Source organism: Mesorhizobium sp. M1348, from assembly GCF_040317925.1.
Classification (GTDB): Bacteria; Pseudomonadota; Alphaproteobacteria; order Rhizobiales; family Rhizobiaceae; genus Mesorhizobium.
Window position 1 is genome coordinate 39,197 of sequence record NZ_JAMYLH010000010.1, and the last position, 19,194, is coordinate 58,390.

The following is a 19,194-nucleotide window of genomic DNA, read 5'->3' on the forward strand; positions in this document are numbered from 1 at the left end:
CCCTACGCTTCCGATTTCGCCATCCTGCCTGCACCGTAACCGCACGGCAGCCGACGCTGCCCTTTTCAAGAAACCAATTAGGCTCGCTGGGCTTGCGAGACAGCGAAAGGTGCCTGATCTGAAACAGATGCCGGACGTGAAACAATTGAGATTGCTTGGCGTCCTCACTGCGGCGGCAATCGGTCTGTATGTCTGCTATCTGCTGGCGTGGCCTTCTTTGCCGGCATTGACCTGGGCGCTGGTCCTGGCAATCATCCTGTCTCCGGCTCATGGATGGGTTGAGAGACGGGTCGGAAATCGAAACCTGGCCGCATTGATATCTGTAAGCGTTGCGGCGATTGCCGTCGGCCTGCCGCTGGTACTCGTCGCCCAACAGCTCGTTCGCGAGGCGGTAAACGGAGCCAATTACCTGGAGGAGGTCGTCCGTGGTTGGGACGCAGACGGTTTCATGTCTGACTATCCCACGCTTTCGACCATTGCCCAATGGATTGAGAACCAATTCGATCCGGCCGGTTCGGTCGCAACATTCGTACAATGGCTGACGGGACAAAGCACATCGCTGTTGCGCGGCTCCATCTATCAGGTCGCGATGTTCGGTCTGACTTTTTATCTTCTGTTCTATTTTCTGCGGGATCGCCAACAGGGCCTGCAAGCCGTCGCGGGCCTTTCGCCCCTGCGCGCTCCCGAGACAGGACACGTCTTGTCCCGCTTTGCGGAGACCGTTCATGCAACACTGCTCGGCACCGTGTTCGTTGCCGCCGTCCAAGGAACACTTGGTGGCCTGATGTTCTGGTGGCTCGGTCTGCCCACGCCGGTCTTTTGGGGCCTTGTCATGGGACTTCTTGCCATCGTGCCTGTGCTCGGGGCATTTGTGATCTGGGTGCCCACGGCAGTATATCTCGCACTGGCGGGAGCTTGGGCCAGCGCGGCGATATTGACCGTCTGGGGCGGCGTCATTGTCGGTGGCATCGACAATCTGCTCTATCCGATGCTTGTCGGGAACAGGTTGCGCCTCCACACGGTGGTAGCCTTTATCGGCTCGGTCGGTGGCATCGTCCTGTTCGGCGCATCCGGCCTTGTGCTCGGCCCCGCGGTGATCATCACCGTCAGCCTCATTGATGTGCTGAAGAATCGATTGACTGACCAGCCCGGAGAGGCGGCGACGCGCCCTGCCGAGCTACCGCATCAGTCCGTAACGGATTGAACAATGTTGCCAACCGTCGGTGCTCGCGGTGACCTTAGCCAAACGCATCGGAGGCTTATTGGCTCGCGTCCCACTCTCCAAGCGCCTCTCATCTGTTCGACCGAGGTGCGCCCACAGTGCGGCGGTGGCATCCGCGGCGCCACGCAATGCCCTTGTTCCACGTGACGGGCGTTTTTCTGTGGCTATCCAGCATGATCTTAGCAAACTTTAATGCAAATCTTAGAGGGGCGGTTCTATCGTTCGGCTGAGAACATCCGAGACGGAGAATTGGCCATGCCAATCCATCGAAAAGCCCAGACTGCTGGTATTTTTAATCCATCCGAGCTGGCGCTTCTGGGCCGGGTATTCGACGGGCTCAAGGGTGACTGTCAATCCGAGCATGAGCATGAAGCGCTCGCATCGCGCATCATTGCAAATTACATGGCCGGAGTGATGGACGAGGCCGAACTGAGTACGACTTCGAAGCTGCCCCTGGGCCGATAGGACGGCGCTGCTTCACCTCGGCTGACCGGGCTTCAAGCGCGCAGCCGACAAAACTGAACAAGCCTCCTGGGGACATTCAATCAGGCAAGCACATCAGCCAGGCTGCTGGATCGCGGCGAGCTTCCAGTCCCCGCCGTTCTGGCGCGTGAAGGTCCACAGTTCGGTTGTCTCCGTCGGCTGATCGGGCTGGCCCTCAACGATCTTGCCGCTTATGCGATCGCGGGTCACGTCGCGAGATTCATAGCGCAAAGCAGCCGTCGCGTAGTCGCGATCACTCTCTCGCCAACTTTCGGCAATATCGGCCTCCAGCAGACCGACATCCGATACATCATTCCTGACGCCCTTTTTGGCGTTATCGGCAAGTTCCTCGGACAGATAGGAAACCATTTCTGGCGTCGCCAGGCGGCGCAAGGCAGCATGGTCCTCGCGCCCGAATGCTTCCTGAACTTCCGTCAGCCGCTGTTGAAACGTGTCGAGATCAGTTTGGGTGAGTGTGATCTCATCGGATGCATTGTCTTGGCTCGTTCCGCCATATCCTGACCCAATACCTGGAATGGGGAAGGCTGTGGCGTTGCTCGGCTCAGGCCGGGCTACTGCGCTTCGCCAAAAGGTTTCCGTACCCCGCGAGGCACCGGCCATAGCGGGCGCCGGGCTTTGGGCCGCCTGCGAGTGGAAAAAGCGGATCGCCAGCATGATCACGCCGCCGATCAGCAGTACTTGGAGCAAAAGACCCAACATGCCGGCCAAGCCGCCGAACCCATGGCCCAGAAGAACGCCGATCAAACCGCCGAGAAGCAGCCCCCGCATAATCGATCCGCCGAGGCCGTTGAAGAAGCCCGGGCGCTGGAATGCCTGCGGCTGACGGGCCGCATTGTTCGTTGCGGCATTCGGCGTCATCGAGCGCTCGACAGGTGCGGCCGGTTGCGGCGCAACTCTCGTCGGCGGGACCGGCTGGAAAGTGCGCATGCCGCGACTGCCGAAGCTGCCGCCACGACGCGCATCGGCGTGATCCACAGCGACCATGGAAAACGCCAGGAACAACCCTGCAAACAAAACTGCAAACCGTCCTGAACGCGAAATCAGCATAGGCAAGTCCTCAAGTGACACTCTTTCCGCTCATATGGGGTGCGTCGATCGAAATATCAGTGAATCATCCGCCGAGATATTTTCGGACGGCATGGTCGGCCGCCCGCCGGTGTTCACGACGAGAATGTCCAGCCTACCCAAGCGAGATGATCGCCTGTCCGATCACGCAGGCGCCCCGCACCCGGCCGACCGGCATCGGTCGCGTCAAGAGCATCGGTCATGCAAGCCTCTGGTCATCGGTCTTCCGGCGATGACGCCGGCTCGAGCTTGACATACAGCTTTCCTGAGTACTATCAACACATCTGGAAAACCTGCCATACAGGTTTGCCCACTCCTGAACTGGAGATTGCGTGAGCACGGCCGTATCCGCAAAACATTCCGACGCTGCGAGCCTGGTCAGCAATACGATCGGCGAGATCACGCGCCATATTCGCGCGCATGAACTCGGGCCGGGCGACCGGCTGCCCAGCGAGGCCGCGCTTTCGAGACAATTGAGCGTCTCGCGTACCGTGGTTCGCGAGGCCTTCAGCTCGCTCGCCGCCATGCGGCTGATCGACCTGAGGGCAGGCAGACGGGCTACCGTCGCCGAGCTGGATTATGGCGCCATGTCGCTGGTGATCGAGCATGGCGTCCACACCGAGCAGATCACGGTGCAGCAAATCTACGACGTGCGCCGCACGATTGAGACCCGCACCGCCATGCTGGCGGCCTTGCGCAGAACAGCCGACGAAGTGGAAAGGATCAGGACCCACGCGCTCGCCATGCGCGAGAATTTCCGGCGGCCGGAAGAGGTCATGGAGCACGATCTCGCCTTCCATCTCGAAATCGCCAAGGCTGCAAAGAATCCGGTTTTCAGCCTCATCGTCGGCGCGTTCGAGCGCGTATCGCGCCAGACCTGGCCGATCGGCTGGCGCAGCCGCCCTTCGGATGCCGAGCAGTTGGAGATGATCCAGATCCATATCGAGCTCGCCGAAGCAATCGAGACCGGTGATCCCCAGTCGGCTCGTGACCTGATGGCGAGGCATTTTGACGAGAGCGTCAAGGCCCTGCTGGCGGCCGGCATCGCCTGAGGAGCGGGCGCGCAATGAAGATCACGAAACTGGAAACGCTGCGGCTCAAGGAGCGGCCCAACCTTCTCTGGGTTCTGGTTCACACGGACGAGGGCCTCGTCGGACTGGGCGAGACCTTCTTCATGGCTGAGACCGTCGAGACCTATCTGCACGAATACGTCGCGCCGTGCGTGATCGGGCGCGACCCCTTGCAGATCGATCTGCTTGCCGCCGACCTCGTCGGCTATCTCGGTTTCCGATCGACGGGCGCGGAAGTCAGGGGCAACTCCGCTTTCGATATCGCGCTTTGGGATCTGTTCGGAAAGGCGACGGGTCAGCCGATCGCACAGCTCCTCGGCGGTTTCACCCGGCACGAGATCAGGACCTACAACACGTGTGCCGGAACCGAATACATCAAGAAGGCCACCGGGCAGAAGACGGCCAACTACGGGCTCGATAAGGCGGGCGAGGCCTATGATGATCTGAACAGCTTCCTTCACCGCGCCGACGAACTGGCGCATTCGTTGTTGGAGGAAGGCATCACGGCCATGAAGATCTGGCCCTTCGACATGGCCGCCGAGAAAACGCGCGGCCTTTACATATCGCAGCCCGACTTGAATTCCGCGCTGGCGCCATTCGAGAAAATCCGCAATGCGGTCGGCGACAAGATGGACATCATGGTTGAATTCCATTCAATGTGGCAGCTGCTGCCGGCCATGCAAATCGCTCGCGAGCTTGCGCCCTACAAGACCTTCTGGCACGAAGATCCGATCAGGATGGACAGCCTGTCCAGCCTGAAACGCTATGCCGAGGCGTCGCTGGCGCCGATATCGGCTTCGGAGACGCTCGGTTCCCGGTGGGCCTTCCGCGACCTTCTCGAAACCGGAGCGGCCGGTGTCATTATGCTCGATATCAGTTGGTGCGGCGGGCTCTCGGAAGCGCGCAAGATCGCTGCCATGGCTGAAGCATGGCACCTGCCGGTCGCGCCACATGACTGCACCGGTCCAGTTGTGCTCGGCGCATCGACCCACCTGTCACTGAATGCGCCGAACGCGCTTGTCCAGGAGAGCGTCAGGGCCTTTTACAAGACCTGGTACCGCGACCTTGTGACCGCTTTGCCGGAGGTGAAGAACGGCATGATCACCGTGCCTCCCGGACCGGGCCTCGGCATGGAACTGAACCCGGAAATCGATCGCGCCTTCACGGCGCTTCGACGGGTGACCGACGCATCGACTCTCTGAAAATGAACCTGAAGCAGCTTTCTACGGAGGAGGAGAACCATGAAGAAGCTACTTATCTCGGCAGCCTTGGGAGCAGTACTGGCTGGAGGCTCGGCAATCGGCTCACGCGCCCAGGAGCCGATGAACATCGTCTTCACGCATCATTCGTCGGCGTCGAACCCGTTCTGGCAGGCGGTGAAGAAGGGGTTTGACGACGCCTGCGCCAAGATCCAGGCCAATTGCCAGATGGTCTTCACGCAGACCGAAGGCTCGATCGAGCAACAATCGGCCAACATGCAGGCGGCACTCGCGGCAAAACCGGACGCGCTGATCACCTCGATCGTCGACAACAATGCCTTCGACCAGATCATCGCCGACGCCCGCGCTGCCGGCGTCACGGTCATCGCGTCCAACGTCGACGACACCGAGGGTGCAGCCGGCAATGCCCGCCAGGCTTTCATCGGCCAGGGCTTCATTCCCGCCGGCTACGAACTCGGCAAGAAGATGTCCGAGTTCTTCCCCAAGGAAGGCAAGATCAGGGCGCTCGTCGGCGTCTCCGCGCCCGGTCAGAACTGGTCGGAACAGCGAGCTGCCGGCGTCATGAAGTTCCTTGAGGAATACAAAGCCGCGAATGCCGGACGCGAAGTGGTCATTGAACGGCTCGACACCGGCACAGATGGCGCCGTCGTCGCCGATCGTGTTGGCGCCTATCTGTCTGCCCACCCCGACACCACGGTGTATTTCGACACCGGCCTTTGGCATGCCTACGTCGCCCAGGTACTGATCGATCGCGGCATAGAGCCGGGCAAGGTGCTGATGGGCGGCTTCGACATCGTCTCGGAGGTCCTGCAACAGATGGAAGCGGGTTATATCCAGGTCCAGGTCGACCAGCAGCCCTACATGCAGGGCTTCATGCCGGTGATGGAAGCCTATCTCGCCAAGAACGTCGGTCTGCTGCCGGCAGACATCGACACTGGCAAGGGCATCATCGTCAAGGAAGACGTGCCGAAACTCAAGGAACTGGCCGCGCAAGGCGTGCGGTAGGCGCGAAGCCGGCGTCCTCTCTCGTTCTTTTCGCGGAGAGGGCAAGGGGGAGGGCCAGGCAGCACGGCCTTGGGCGTTGGCTCTGTCCCATCCTCCAACGGCATCTCCCCGTCAAAGGCGGTAGAAGACAGACTGCCGCCATCCCCCTTGCCGATGCGACAAGCCAGCGCAAACAATCCTAAGCCGGAGCGAATGATGAAGCGCTTGATGAAGATTTATCTGGAGAAGCCGGAGCTTGCGGCGGTTGTGTTCCTGCTCCTCCTCCTCCTCGTCTTTCAGATTCGCTCGAACGGCGTATTTTTGAACACGCAGAACGTGCGGGGAATGCTTGGGCTGCTGCCTGAAATGGGGCTGGTCGCGATCGGCGTGACCCTGCTGATGATATGCGGCGAGTTTGATCTTTCAGTGGGCTCGGTCTTTGCGCTGACCCCGATGACCATGGCGGTGATGCTCGCGGCAGGCGTGCCGTTCGCGCCGGCCTTTGCCGCAGGCCTCGCGATCGCCGCCCTGATTGGCTTCTTCAACGGGTTCATAACGATTCGTTTCGCGATACCAAGCTTCATCACCACGCTTGGCTTGCTGTTCATCGCGCGTTCGCTAACGGTGGTAATCTCCGGTGGCTTCCCTCCTGTCATCCCAGCTAACGCTCTGCCCAAATGGCTGTTTACGATCTATGTCGGGCCGGGCGACCTCTTTCGCATGTCGTTCTTCTGGTTTGTCGCCGTGGCGATCCTGGTGACGGTGCTCCTGTCGCGCACGAATTTCGGCAACTGGGTGCGCGCCACCGGCGGCTTTCTGCCCGCCGCGCAATCGATGGGCATCCCGACGGCCCGGGTGAAGGTCGCCTGCTTCATGATCTGTTCGGTGCTCGCCGGCTTTGCCGGCACCATTCAGGTGATGCGGCTCGGCGCGCCGCTGCCTTCGATCGGCGAGGGGCTGGAGTTGCAAGCTGTGTCGGCTGCCGTCATCGGTGGCGCCTCGCTGGCTGGCGGCATCGGCACCATCTTCGGCGGCATCATCGGGGCTGCCCTTATCCGCGTCATCGACAACGGACTGGTGCTGAGCCAGGTTGACGCCAACTGGTTCAAGATGGCAATCGGCTTCCTGACTATCTTCGCCGTCGTCGTGAACGCCTGGCTTCGAAAGCGGGGCAGGGCAATGAAGGTGGAGACCTGATCATGGCGGCACCCATCATCGCGATCAAGGGACTCCAGAAATGGTATTCCGGCGTCCACGCCTTGAAGAACGTCACGCTGGACATCTACCCCGATGAGGCACTGGGCCTTGTCGGCGACAACGGCGCCGGCAAATCGACGCTGATCAACATCCTCTCAGGCACCCAAAAGCCCGATGGCGGCGAGATCAGGATCGACGGTGAACCGGTCCGCTTCTCGAACCCGCGCGACGCCATGGATCGCGGCATCGAGACGATCTACCAGTACAATTCGATGGTCCCGACCATGACCATCGCTCGCAACGTTTTCATCGGACGCGAGCCGGTGAAGGGCTCGGTTTTCGGCATCGGCATCCTGGACCAGAAGCGCATGCGTGACGAAAGCGTCAAGGCGATCGCCGACGTCGATCTGCATCTGAGGTCACCCGACGCGCTTGTCGGCGAACTGTCGGGAGGCCAGCGCCAAGGCGTGGCGATCGCCCGGGCCATGCACTTCAAGTCGAAAGTCATGATTCTCGACGAGCCGACCAATCATCTCTCGGTGAAGGAGACGCGAAAGGTGATCGGCTTCGTTCGCGCTCTCAAGGCCCAGAACATCACCAGCGTCTTCATCAGCCACAACATGCAGCATGTTTTCGAATGCTGTGACAGGGTCGTTGCGATGGCGCGCGGCGAGATCGTTCTCGACAAGCGGATCGGCGAGACTTCGATCGAGGAAATCCACGAGGTTCTGTGACGATCACCCAGAGGTCAGTCTGCGCTACGGCTTTTCCGCAAGGATCGCCTCAGCGGTTTTCTCGTCGGTGATCAGCACATCGACGACTCCCAGACGCAACACGGCGCGCAGCACCGGAACCTTGTCGAGGCCGCCGGAGGGCAGGATCACAGTGTCGACGTCGCGCAGATGTTCGGGGGCGAGGCCGATGACGCGGCTGTTTAGCGGGTGATCGACGAGTTGTCCGTCGGCGCCGATCCAGTGGCCGCAAATATCGCCGACCGCGCCGGCTTCGCGGAGCGATCTGAGATCATCGTCTCCTACCAGTCCGATCCGAAAGATGGTGGCGTCCTTGTGCACCGCGCCCACCGAAACGAAAGCGGCGTCAACGTCGCGGGCATGGGTGAAGGCGTCTTCCAGAATAGACTGGCGCATAAGCAGGTCGCGCGTCGCCTCGGTGTCCGTGAACACCGGTGCCGCGATGTAGAAGCATTCCGCATCGAAAAGCGCCGCGAGCCGCGAAGCGATCTCGTAGATGTTGATCGCCGATCCACGCGTGAGCCCGCCAAGCAGGGAAACGACCGACATCCCTTTGACCGGGCGTACGGTCACTGACCGCAGACTAAGCTGGAGCGTCCGTCCCCATCCCACGCCCACCGATATCCCGTCACGGATTCTATGCGACAGGGCTTCACCGGCAGCGGCTGCGATCACCTGTGGCACCAGGGCAGGATCGGGCGGTGTCGGAACCACGATTGGGTCGGAGACACCATAGGCGTCCCGCAGCCGGTGCTCCAACTCGATGCAGTTCGCCACCTTGGAATTGATACGAATCTGAACGATTCCCCGCTGGCGGGCATGCGCCAGCATCCGGTTGACGCGAAGGCGTGTCAGGCCAAGAGACTTGGCGATTTGCGCCTGGGTAAGGTCACCGACATAAGCAAGCCAGGCGGCGCGCACGAGCAGCCCCTCCTCGCGATCGGCCGTGACGGAACTCGTTACGGCTTGGCGGCCGTCGCGTTTCTTTCGTGCTGGTTTCTCCATCAGATCATCCTGTCCACTCCGCGGCAGCGGGTCCAGAGCGGGCTCGGCGGAGCCATGTGCTCATCGATATGAGGCATCAATCGAGTTTCCCCGGCTCCGCTAGCCTCGATGATAGCGGTCGAAGGACAAAACCAGCGGAGCATCATGGCAAATCGCGTCGATGATGGCAGTCGTCAGCGGCAGGCGATCGTGGGGAAGTACACCCCGGCCCATCATATTCTTCAAAGTCGGACCAAGGTCCAGCGCCAGTTGCGCGCCCTCGACCGTGTCCGAACTCATATGTTCGCGCTTCGCCACGGAATAGGGCAGGCCGCGGCCGAGCAGGCGCCCCATGCGACCGTTACGGCCCGCCTGGCAGGTCACATAAAGATCGCCGGAGCCGGCCAGCCCCAGCACCGTTTCGATTTTTCCACCCAGAGCTTCGACCAGAATCGCCATCTCGGCGAGGGACTGCGAGAAAAGTGACGAGGCTAGGTTGTGCATGAGCGCGCCATTAGGCGCCTTTCCGTCGCGCTCAAGCAGCCCAACCGGAGCCCCAACGGCGAGTGTGTAGAAATTCTTGAAAGCGGCGCAGATCTCGACGCCGACGAGATCGGATGACGATCGCGCATGATAGAAAGGTGCGCGCAGAATGCGGGACGTCGCGGCCACCTGGTCGCGATCGTGCCCGGCCACGATCACCGAGGTATCGCGCTGTGCGGCCAGTTCGCCGGCAATGCACGGTCCGCCGACGGCCATCACCGGGACCGACAAGCCAGTGCGTTGCTCGATCTCGCGGGCAAGCAGATGTGGTAGGATTTCGATGCCTTCGTCGCTTGCTGCAAGTCCTTTCGTAATCATCAGTATCGGCACGGGCGACTTGATGCTTTCTGCAATGCGCTCGATCGCCCAAGGAACGCCGGCCGACGAGACGCCGAGTACAAGCAGATCGGGTCCGTCATTCATCGCCGCGCCGAATTCGGTCCAGGAACAGACGGTTACCGCGCCAGGCAAAGAGATGTTGAGGCGTGGATGACGGCCTGTGCTGGCCACCGAGCCGACGATCTCCTCGTCGAGATGAGTGCCGACAAGAGTGATGCGGTTACCAGCGTAAGCGGCCGGAAGCATCATGGCAGAGCCCATGACGCCGGCGCCGAGGATGATGATCTGCGCCACTCAGCTTCCTCCCTTGTCCAGCCGCTCGCCGCTGCTTTGGTCGAACAGGTGGATTCGCTCAGGCGCCGGCTCCAGATGGATCACAGCTCCAGGAGAGACCTCCATGCGGTCATGCAGCACCGAGCAGATCGCGGTGTTGCCCATGCTGGCAAAGATGTGGATTTCGGGGCCGGTCGGCTCGACAACCGTAATCCTGGCCGGGATGCCGCGCCCGTCGGCCACTGGTCGAAGATGCTCGGGGCGAATGCCGTAGATCACCTTTTGGCCAGGCCGGACCGCAGCCCCTGGCGGCAGCGGGAGGGATAGCTCGTCGGTCCGCACCACCCAGGCGTCGCGTTCGGAAGCCACCTCGCCATTGAACATGTTCATTGCGGGCGAGCCGATGAACGAGGCGACGAAGAGATTTGCAGGGCGATCATAGACATCGAGCGGGCGTCCGATCTGCTCGATATGGCCGTCGCGCATGATGACGATGACATCGGCCATGGTCATGGCCTCGATCTGGTCATGCGTGACATAGACGGTGGTGGTCTTCAGCCGCTGGTGGAGCTCCTTGATTTCGGTGCGCATCTGCACCCGCAGCTTGGCATCGAGGTTGGACAGCGGCTCGTCGAACAGGAATACAGTTGGGTCCCGCACGATGGCGCGGCCCATCGCGACGCGCTGCCGCTGACCGCCCGAAAGCTGGCGGGGGTACCGTTCCAGATAGGGGGTCAGATTGAGGATCGCCGCCGCCCATCCGACCTTCTGTTTGATTTCTTCGGTTGGGCGTTTCTTCAACTGCATGGAAAAGGCCATGTTGTCGAAGACTGTCATGTGCGCGTAGAGCGCGTAATTCTGGAAGACCATCGCGATGTTGCGATCTTTGGGATGGAGCGTGTTGACGACCCTGTCGCCTATGGTGATCTCACCAGACGTGATGGGCTCGAGACCGGCTATCATACGCAACAGCGTGGACTTGCCGCAGCCAGACGGCCCCAACAGAACGACGAACTGGCCATCCTCGATCGAGAGATCGAGTCCATCGATAATCGAGAGGGCGCCATAGTCCTTCTTTATGTTGCTGATGGTGACAGACGCCATTAATTGCGATCCTTCGATTGCCCTTGCCGGTTGGATTCCACGTCGCCCTGCGAGGCATCGGCGACGATCCGATGCGGTCTCACCATTCATCCTCCAGAAACTCTTCCAGCAGCCCCGCATCGGCGGCTAGGTTGACAAAGGACCATCGGCCGCGGATTTCCCGCGAATAGCGAATGGAATCGTGCCAAAGCGCGCGCGGCAGGCCTAGTTCCGCGCCGGTGACCGGCCCTCCCGCAGCCTTGAGTGCCGCCTCCATGCGGGCGACCGGCATTGCCATCGGCCGAACCTCCTGGCGCAGCGCCGGCCAGATTTCCGCAAGCCTGCGGTTGATGCTTTCCGTCTGGCGAGCGTCGAGTGCTGTCTTCTTCATCTCGGCAATGCAAAGTGGTCCAAGTTGCGCGCCGTAGCGGGCCAGCATCGCCGCCTCGTCGATGACGGTCGGCTTTACCTGCGGCGGTTCATCCGTGTCGAGCAGCCGCGCTTGCAGACGCGCCATGACTAGCGAGGCAACCCCGACCTGCTGGCCGTGCGTGGTGCCGGGATGATGGTCTTGCGCGAACATGTCGATCCAGTGGGAGATTTGGTGCTCTCCCATGGACCCGGGATGGGAAACGCCGGCGAAGCACACGCCCATCGAGCACAGCGTCAGGACGCGCTGGAGATGCCCGACGGCGGTGATGTCATGCCTGGCAAGGCCAGGCGCATGGGCCAGCATCGGTTCCTCATCGCCCGCCTGCAGCAAATAAGGCACCCCGGAATAGTAAGTGTCGAACAGCCGATGCGAAGCCCACCAGTCGATCTGGGCCGTGGAGCGGCAGAGGCTGTCGCCAAGCCCCGCGGCACTGAGCCAGGCGGGCGCTGCCGCCGACACGCCAAGGTCCAGGAAGATGCCCCGGGGCGCGTGCGAGGGCAGCGAGATCTTGAGCCCGGAGGCCAGGGTCACCGACGCTGTCGAAGCGCCGTAGCCATTCATCGAGGCGGCCGTGCCGAAGACGGCATAGGGCCGCTCGTCGAGGAAGGTTGCGTGCTTGCAGCTGTCGTTGAGGACGCCCGATCCGACGGCCACGACCCCTTCGGCGTGACGCGTCTTCTCCCTGACCATCTGGATCGTTGCCTCATCGCAGTCGAGGCCGTCAGGCAGCACGATTTCGTCGATGTCGGCCACGCCGCGCAGCGCCCTCGCGATGCGCTTGCCCATCACATCGACGGTGTTGACATCGGAAACCACGGCGATGCGGCTGCCCAGCTTCAGCGGCGCAACGAGATCCGCCTCGCGGCCCTCCGTCGTCTCCAGCAATTCGATCGTCTGGAACGGCAGGACCGCGGCTGCGCCTGTCTTGGGATCTGTCCAGCGTCCTGCCACGACGTCCTCGATCAACGCGTTCCAGTTGGTCGCTTCAGCCATGATTGGCCTCCATGAAGGCCGCGAGGCGCTGGTTCCAGGCTGAAAGCGTTGGCCAAAGATCGGCATGGATCGCAAGAAGCTCGGCGTAGCGCGCGGCCCGTTTCGCGTCCGGTTCGAAGGTTTTGGCCGGCTCGCTGGCCATTGCGAGCGACGCTTCGGCGATGGTGGAAAACCAGCCCACGCCCTTTGCCGCCGCCATCGCCGCGCCAAGCGAGGAGGCTTCCACCGTCCTCGAACGCATTACGGGACGGTCGAGTGCATCGGCCAGAATCTGCATCCACAGGTCGGACTTCGCTCCTCCGCCGATCGCTATGAATTGGTCGATGGTCTGGGCGGCAGCCGCAGCGGCTCGCTGACTTGTTGCGGTCTGATGCAGCGCTATGCCTTCCAGCACGGCGCGATAGATGTCGCCTCGCCGGCTGGAGCCGGATAGCCCGGCAATGACGCCTCGGGCAGCACTATCCCAGTGCGGGTCCATGACGCCCTGCCAGTACGGCAGGAGCATTATGCCGCCTGCGCCGATCGGGCTGGCAGCGGCTTCGGCCTCGAGCGCCTCCAGGGCGTCGCTTGCGCCATGCAGATCGACGCCAAGCATTTCGCGCGCCATCCAGTCGACGAGAAAAGTGCCGGCGCGAAGGCACGTCTCGTAGATATAGCCGTCATCGGCGACCGCCGTCTCTGTGCGGAAGGCCAAATCATGGACGTAGTCGATGCCGAAGCTGCCAGAGACGACAGCCGTGCCGAGGTTGATGTAAGCGCATCGCGGTTGCAACACACCCGCGCCCGTGCCGGCGCATTGACCGTCGCCGCCGCCGGCGACGATCGGCGTGCCCTCCCGCAGGCCCGTCAGCATGGCGGCTTCCGAAGTTAGTTGGCCCAGAACGGTGCCGGGCCGCGCCAGATCCAGCATCATGCGCCGGGCGACGCCCGCTGCGCCCAGTATATCGTTCGACCAGTCCATAGCTCGCATATCGAGTATGCCCATCGGGTCGGCGGATGCGGTGGACGTCACCCACCGGCCGCCCAAGCGAAACACCAGATAGCCGTGAACTTCGGCCATTCGCTCCACCCGGGCAAAAATCTCGGGCTCTTCCTCACGAAACCAGATCATGCGGTAAAGGCAAGGAATGACATCCAGCGGCTTGCCGGATATTGCGTGGACGCGTGCCGCGCCGAAGCTCTCGCCGAAGCGGCGTGCCTTCCGCCGGGCGCGCTCATCGAGCCAGAGCGTCGCCGGCCCGACCGCTTCGCCTTGCTCGTCGAAAAGTCCGAAGCTTTCGCGCTGGTTGGCAATGGCAAGGGCGGCAATGCGTGCCGGCGAAACCGTTGACGTCACGGCGCGCAGCGCTGCGACCGTCGAGGTCCACCATTCCGCCGGATCCTGCTCGAAATAGCCCGAACGCGGGTTCGACATCGCAAGCGGTGCACGACCTTCAGCCACGGCCAGACCATTGCGGTCCCAGGCGATCGCCTTGGTTGCCGAGGTCGAGGAATCAATGCCGATGACGAGATCCGGAACCATTGCCACCACATTGCCAAACGGCGAGGGCGGCCGAAGCCGCCTTCGCCCAAATCACCGACTAGCCGCTAAAGACCGGCGTCCTTGACTTTGCCGTCGACAATGCCGGCCATGGCATCCAGGCATGCCTTGGCGTCGCCGCCGTAGTCTTGGCCCGTAAGCAATTTGCCGAGCTCAACCGGAATGTCGTTATTCGACAGGTCCGCCCAGATCGGCATGTCCGGCTCCGATCCCATCTGGTTGTCGATCGTGTATTTGATCGCGTCGAAGTGGCGTGTCGTTCCAGGCCCGACGACGGCCTTCGCCTTCACGCGAAGATCGGTGAAGGAAGAATTGCGCATCGGCGAGGCGCCGCCGCCGAGCGTCGATACCCGCGCCATCACATCCTTCGAGCAGACCCACTGCATGAACAGCCATGCTGCTTCCTTGTTCTTGGAATATTGCGACAGCGAAATCGTCGAGCCACCCTGGTGGCCGACGGCCGGGATTTCGTTGAAGCCGCAATCGGCGGCGGCGCGACGGCCAGGAACTTCCTTGGGCGCGGGCAGGGCCTCGAACAGGCCTTTGACCTTGGAATCGTTGGCGTCGAAGCCGGGGAAATCCTCGCCCCAGGTGATTGCCATGGCGGCCTGACCCTGTGTCAACGCCTGCCCCTGACCGTCCCACGTCCAAGTCGTCGCAGACGGCGGCGAGTTCTTGACCAGCTCCTGATAGAATTTGAGCCCGGCCACGCCGCGTTCGTCATTGCCGACAAACTTCTTGTCTTTGTTGAAGATCGAACCGCCATGGCCCCACAATGCGAAGGTCCAGTCGCATTCCAGCGAATAGTGGCCGGACTTCGCCTGGCACGCGGTGCCGAAGATGCCGTTGCTTTTTTCTGCCTCTGTGAGCGCCTGCACGGCCTTGAGGTAGGCGTCGAGGTCTGTCGGCAGCGCGATATTGTGTTTGTCGAAAAGATCCTTGCGGTACATCAGGATGAAGATCGGAATATCGAATGGAATTCCGCACTGTTTGCCGTTGTACATGGCAATGCCGTCGACCAGCGGCTTGGAGAAATCGTCCCAGTCGAAGTTGGGCATCGCCAGGTCTTTGTTCTGGTCATAGTACTCGCGCGGATCGACGACATCCTGGGCAAACGTCGCCATCCAGGACTGGTCGAGATAGTAGACGTCGTAGGTGCCAAGTTGGCCCTGTACGTCTTGCGTCGCCTTGGCGAGAACCTGCTCCAGCGGCACGATCTCGACTTCCACCTCAATGCCGGTTGCTTTAGTGAATTCACCTGCGACAAGCTGGTTGGCAACGATCGTTGGCGGCGTCGCTTCCGAAGTGTAGCGGATTTTGGTGCCGGCATATGGCTTGCCGACGTCGGCCAGCCACTTCAGCATGTCGGCGTCCTGGGCGCGGGCTTCCTCAACCCCGAGCCCCAGCATCCCCCGATTGGTGCGGCCGCCTCCTAGCATGGCCGATCCGAAGGCAGAAAAGCCGACACCAGCAAGCGCCATCTTCCTCATGAAGTCGCGTTTGGTTATTCGGCGCGCCGTAAAGTCATTGCAGGTATCGGTGACGAATGTCTTCTTGTCGTGTTCACTGAAGCTCATGATCGTTCCTCCATTGCGTTTTTGTCGTCGTTCTTCTCGTCTGCGCCTCACTCCTTCAGGGATCCGAGGGTGAGGCCGCGGACCAGATGCCGTTGAACCAGCAGGATAAAGATGAAGCTGGGTATGATCGCGGACGTGCCGAGCGCTGTGATGTAGCCCCACTCGGTGGCGGTCGAGGTGACAAAGGTCGAGATCTTCACCGGCACAGTGCGGATCGACGTTGTCAGGAACAGTGAGAGCAGGAACTCGGTCCACGAAAAGATGAAACACAGCACGGCCGTCGCAGCGATGCCGCCCTTGACCATGGGAAGGACCACGCGTCGGAATGTCTGCCAGCGCGTCGCGCCGTCAATCAGCGCTGCCTCATCAACCTCGCGTGGAACATCGTCGAAGAACGACTTCAAAAGCAAAACCGCCAGCGGCAGGTTAATCAAACTGTGAACGAGGATGAGCCCCGTATAGGTATCGCGCAAGCCGAGATCGCGGAACATGAAAACGATCGGAATGACGATCGCGATTGGCGGCATGAAGCGCTGCGAGAGAATCCAGAACAGGAAGGACTGCTGGCCGCTGAACTGCATTCGCGACAGGCAATAGGCGGCCAGGGTGGCCAGCAGCAGCGTCAGCGCCGTCGATCCGACGGCTATGATGGCGCTGTCGAGCAACGACTGGCGGGAATCGTAGGAGCTCGCGCCACCCTTGATGACCCCGGCCGCCTCGCCGCCCTGTTCCATGCCGATGTCGACGCGCGAAACGCCAAGCAACGTCACACGGTAGTTGTCCGGCGTCGGCGTGAAACCGGTGTAAACCGGTCCGCTGCGATCGAAGATCGCCGAATAGGGTTTTATGGACGACAGGGCCCACCACGCGATCGGGAACATGAAGATCGCCACCACAAGGACGGCGAGCACGTCACGGGCGATCGTTTGGGCGCGCGACGACTCCATCAGAACCTCACCTTGAACAGCCTGACGAAGAGGTTCGACACGACGATCAAGACGACGAGCACGATCAGTGACAGGGTCGCGGCATAGGGAAAGTCTCCGGTGAAGTAGATGCGGCCAGCGTAGAATGAAAGCGTCTCGGTGGCCGTGCCTGGCCCGCCGGCGGTGATGATGTAAACGTAGTCGTAGATGCGAAAGAGATCGACGCCGCGGATCAGCACCGCGACCGCTATCACCTTGCGCAGCATCGGCAATGTGAGCCGCCAGAACGTCTGGATGCCGTTGGCGCCGTCGATCGCCGCGGCTTCGAAAGGTTCCTTCGGCAGCGCCCTGAGCCCTGCCAGGATAATGAGCACCATGAACGGCGTCCATTGCCATATGTCTGCCAACAGGATCGCCGCCAATGCGGTTCCGGGCTGCGTCAGGATCGGCTGTGCCGGCGAGATCAGGTCAAGGGCATAGAGGTAGAACGACAGGACGCCGAAAGATCCGTCCTGCATCAGCAGGAACATCATTCCGGTTACCGCAGGCGGCACCACCAGCGGCAGTGTCATCAGCGCCCGCAGCACGCCGTAACCTTTGCGATCGGTGTCAAGCAGAAGCGCGATGAGGATGCCGAGCGCAAGCTGAACCGCAAGCGCGACGAAGGTGTAGATCAGCGTGGTTTCCAGCGAATGCCACATACGTGCATCCGAGAAGGCGCGCGTCCATTGGTGGAGCCCGGCGAAGTCAAGCTGCCGGGAGACGACATTGCGTTTGTGAAACGACAGCCAGACTGAATAGGCGAGGGGATAGATGCCGAAAACGAGAAGCATCACCGTGATCGGCGCGAGCCAGGGGAAAGGATGCTCGGCCGTCATGAACCGGGGCAGGGCCCACCTGGAAGTCGGCCGCGTGAGGATAGCGCTGCTCACGTGCAAATCTCCGCTCGGTCACAGAGATGCATCGGCCTTCTCCCTATCGGCCAGATTGTGCCAACTTGAACTTTTGTAAGTTTGTTGTGCCTTTTGTTAAGAACGTGTCGGACGGCCGCCGATTTGTCAAGTGTCGGGTCCGTAGGTCCGTCAGCGCTCAAGGGATTTGCTCGTGGTGGATGCCGTCATCGCCGGGTATGGAGTTGTTTTTGGACGGAACGCCGCCGGCAAATGCCGTGTGCCAGCATCAAAAGCGCTCAGGGCCGCCGGCAATTTGGCAGCCCAAGAAGCTACGCAACCGTCGAGGAGATCGGGAGGACCGTCCGGTCCCTTTCTCTGGAACTCGCTAGTCCGGCAATCGGATCTGAAGCTTTACGTCCGCCGGCCGGGCTTCGACTGCGCGGTCGAAGGCGGCGATGGAATCTTCGAACGGGAAGGTCGCCGAAATGAGTGGCTTTAGGTCGACCCGACCCGACCCCATCAGCGCGATTGCCCGCTCATATTGGTGGGCATATCGGAACACAGTCTCGATGCGGACTTCCTTGGTCGAGGCGGTGGCGACATCGAATGCGATCGGCGCCACCGGCAGGCCGACCACCACCACCGCGCCACCGGGCCGCGGCAGATCGAGCAGGGTCTCCCATGCCTTGGACGAGCCCGAGCATTCAAAGACGACGTCGGCGCCCCAGCCATCGGTCAGGCGATTTACCTCCGCCGCCAGGCCCTTGTCGCGGATGTTGACCGGGATCACACCTTGATAGCCGCCGGCGATGTCGAGCTTGGGTTGGGCGAAGTCTGCAACAATGGCGCGGGCGCAGCCGCCGGCAAGTGCCGCGATCGCCACCATCGTGCCGATCGGCCCTGCGCCGATCACCACCGCCGTGTCGCCCGGCGCGATCTTTGCTTTGGCAGCCGCCTGCATTCCGACAGCGAAAGGCTCCACCATGGCGCCTTCGGCGAAGCTAACATTGTCGGGCAGTTTGAAAGTGTAGTTGGCGGGGTGGACGACATAGGGCGTCAACACACCGTGGATCGGCGGCGTTGCCCAGAATCTGACAGCCGGGTCAATGTTGTAGAGACCGAGCCGACTCGCCCGCGAATTGGGATCGGGGATACCCGGCTCCATGCAGACGCGGTCGCCGACCTTCAGATGCTCGACGCCTTCCCCTGTTTCGACGACAGTGCCGGCGGCTTCGTGGCCCAAGACCATCGGCGCTTCGACCACGAACGGGCCGATGCGGCCATGCGTGTAGTAGTGCACGTCCGAGCCGCAGATGCCCACCGTATGGATCTTGATACGAACTTCGCCCGCGCCTACGGTCTGTGGCACATCGATCTCACGCAGCGTGAGTTCGTGCTGGCGTTCAAGGACAAGGGCGCGAACATTCGTCATCGACGTAATCTCCTCTAATGCCGATTGTTCGAGGCCTCCTCGACCTTACTTGCATTCGGTACGTTCATTATAGCCGCTCAAAATCCAGTTCGGAAACTGGTGTTGCCTGATTCCGACTATCCGTACCAACTTTCCGGCCAACGAAGTTTGAAGGCCGACCATGC

Annotated in this window: 17 protein-coding genes; 7 read left to right on the top strand and 10 right to left on the bottom strand. The window is 61.5% G+C overall.

Annotation, left to right across the window (positions count from 1 at the left end):
- Nucleotides 1-109 precede the first annotated feature (109 nt).
- Nucleotides 110-1,204: an AI-2E family transporter gene (locus tag NKH13_RS18300; protein WP_352913477.1), complete on the top strand. Its 1,095-nt coding sequence runs from the start codon at nt 110-112 to the stop codon at nt 1,202-1,204.
- 273 nt (nt 1,205-1,477) lie between these two features.
- Nucleotides 1,478-1,687 (top strand): hypothetical protein, encoded by a 210-nt coding sequence (locus NKH13_RS18305; RefSeq protein ID WP_352913479.1) that lies wholly within the window; start codon nt 1,478-1,480, stop codon nt 1,685-1,687.
- A 93-nt stretch (nt 1,688-1,780) separates the two neighbouring features.
- On the opposite strand, the gene NKH13_RS18310 is transcribed toward NKH13_RS18305, so the two are convergent.
- Complete coding sequence (locus NKH13_RS18310; RefSeq protein WP_502914251.1) at nt 1,781-2,773, bottom strand: Tim44 domain-containing protein; 993 nt, start codon at nt 2,771-2,773, stop codon at nt 1,781-1,783.
- A gap of 350 nt (nt 2,774-3,123) precedes the next feature.
- Between NKH13_RS18310 and NKH13_RS18315 the strand changes: the two genes are divergently transcribed.
- From NKH13_RS18315 to NKH13_RS18335, 5 genes are all read left to right on the top strand, one after another.
- Nucleotides 3,124-3,843 (top strand): FadR/GntR family transcriptional regulator, encoded by a 720-nt coding sequence (locus NKH13_RS18315; RefSeq protein ID WP_352913481.1) that lies wholly within the window; start codon nt 3,124-3,126, stop codon nt 3,841-3,843.
- Between the two features lie 14 nt (nt 3,844-3,857).
- The gene (locus tag NKH13_RS18320) at nt 3,858-5,063 is read left to right on the top strand and encodes a mandelate racemase/muconate lactonizing enzyme family protein (protein WP_352913483.1); all 1,206 of its coding nucleotides are present in this window, start codon (nt 3,858-3,860) and stop codon (nt 5,061-5,063) included.
- A gap of 39 nt (nt 5,064-5,102) precedes the next feature.
- Complete coding sequence (locus tag NKH13_RS18325; RefSeq protein ID WP_023678770.1) at nt 5,103-6,086, top strand: sugar ABC transporter substrate-binding protein; 984 nt, start codon at nt 5,103-5,105, stop codon at nt 6,084-6,086.
- Nucleotides 6,087-6,281: 195 nt separating this feature from the next.
- The gene (locus NKH13_RS18330) at nt 6,282-7,262 is read left to right on the top strand and encodes an ABC transporter permease (RefSeq protein ID WP_352913485.1); all 981 of its coding nucleotides are present in this window, start codon (nt 6,282-6,284) and stop codon (nt 7,260-7,262) included.
- Between the two features lie 2 nt (nt 7,263-7,264).
- The gene (locus tag NKH13_RS18335; RefSeq protein WP_352913487.1) at nt 7,265-7,996 is read left to right on the top strand and encodes an ATP-binding cassette domain-containing protein; all 732 of its coding nucleotides are present in this window, start codon (nt 7,265-7,267) and stop codon (nt 7,994-7,996) included.
- A gap of 24 nt (nt 7,997-8,020) precedes the next feature.
- Here NKH13_RS18335 and NKH13_RS18340 read toward each other — a convergent pair whose 3' ends face one another.
- The 9 genes from NKH13_RS18340 to NKH13_RS18380 form a co-directional block, all read right to left on the bottom strand.
- Nucleotides 8,021-8,935, bottom strand: coding sequence for a sugar-binding transcriptional regulator (locus tag NKH13_RS18340; protein ID WP_352913489.1), 915 nt, complete (start codon nt 8,933-8,935; stop codon nt 8,021-8,023).
- A gap of 183 nt (nt 8,936-9,118) precedes the next feature.
- Complete coding sequence (locus tag NKH13_RS18345) at nt 9,119-10,174, bottom strand: hypothetical protein (protein ID WP_352913491.1); 1,056 nt, start codon at nt 10,172-10,174, stop codon at nt 9,119-9,121.
- Nucleotides 10,175-11,257 carry an ABC transporter ATP-binding protein gene (locus NKH13_RS18350; protein ID WP_352913493.1) on the bottom strand — a complete coding sequence of 361 codons (1,083 nt, stop codon included), beginning with the start codon at nt 11,255-11,257 and terminating at the stop codon, nt 10,175-10,177.
- 79 nt (nt 11,258-11,336) lie between these two features.
- Nucleotides 11,337-12,662 (bottom strand): iron-containing alcohol dehydrogenase, encoded by a 1,326-nt coding sequence (locus tag NKH13_RS18355; RefSeq protein WP_352913495.1) that lies wholly within the window; start codon nt 12,660-12,662, stop codon nt 11,337-11,339.
- Nucleotides 12,655-14,184, bottom strand: coding sequence for a xylulokinase (locus tag NKH13_RS18360; RefSeq protein WP_352913679.1), 1,530 nt, complete (start codon nt 14,182-14,184; stop codon nt 12,655-12,657). The genes NKH13_RS18355 and NKH13_RS18360 overlap by 8 nt, the downstream gene beginning before the upstream one ends.
- Before the next feature lie 65 nt (nt 14,185-14,249).
- Complete coding sequence (locus NKH13_RS18365) at nt 14,250-15,779, bottom strand: ABC transporter substrate-binding protein (RefSeq protein WP_352913497.1); 1,530 nt, start codon at nt 15,777-15,779, stop codon at nt 14,250-14,252.
- Nucleotides 15,780-15,826: 47 nt separating this feature from the next.
- Entirely contained in the window at nt 15,827-16,726 is a 900-nt protein-coding gene (locus NKH13_RS18370; protein ID WP_031212286.1) for a carbohydrate ABC transporter permease, read from the bottom strand.
- On the bottom strand, nt 16,726-17,637 hold the full coding sequence (locus tag NKH13_RS18375) for a carbohydrate ABC transporter permease (RefSeq protein WP_352719844.1): 912 nt from the start codon (nt 17,635-17,637) through the stop codon (nt 16,726-16,728). Before NKH13_RS18375 ends, NKH13_RS18370 begins: the two co-directional genes overlap by 1 nt.
- A 346-nt stretch (nt 17,638-17,983) precedes the next feature.
- Nucleotides 17,984-19,030 carry an NAD(P)-dependent alcohol dehydrogenase gene (locus tag NKH13_RS18380; RefSeq protein WP_352913499.1) on the bottom strand — a complete coding sequence of 349 codons (1,047 nt, stop codon included), beginning with the start codon at nt 19,028-19,030 and terminating at the stop codon, nt 17,984-17,986.
- Nucleotides 19,031-19,194 lie beyond the last annotated feature (164 nt).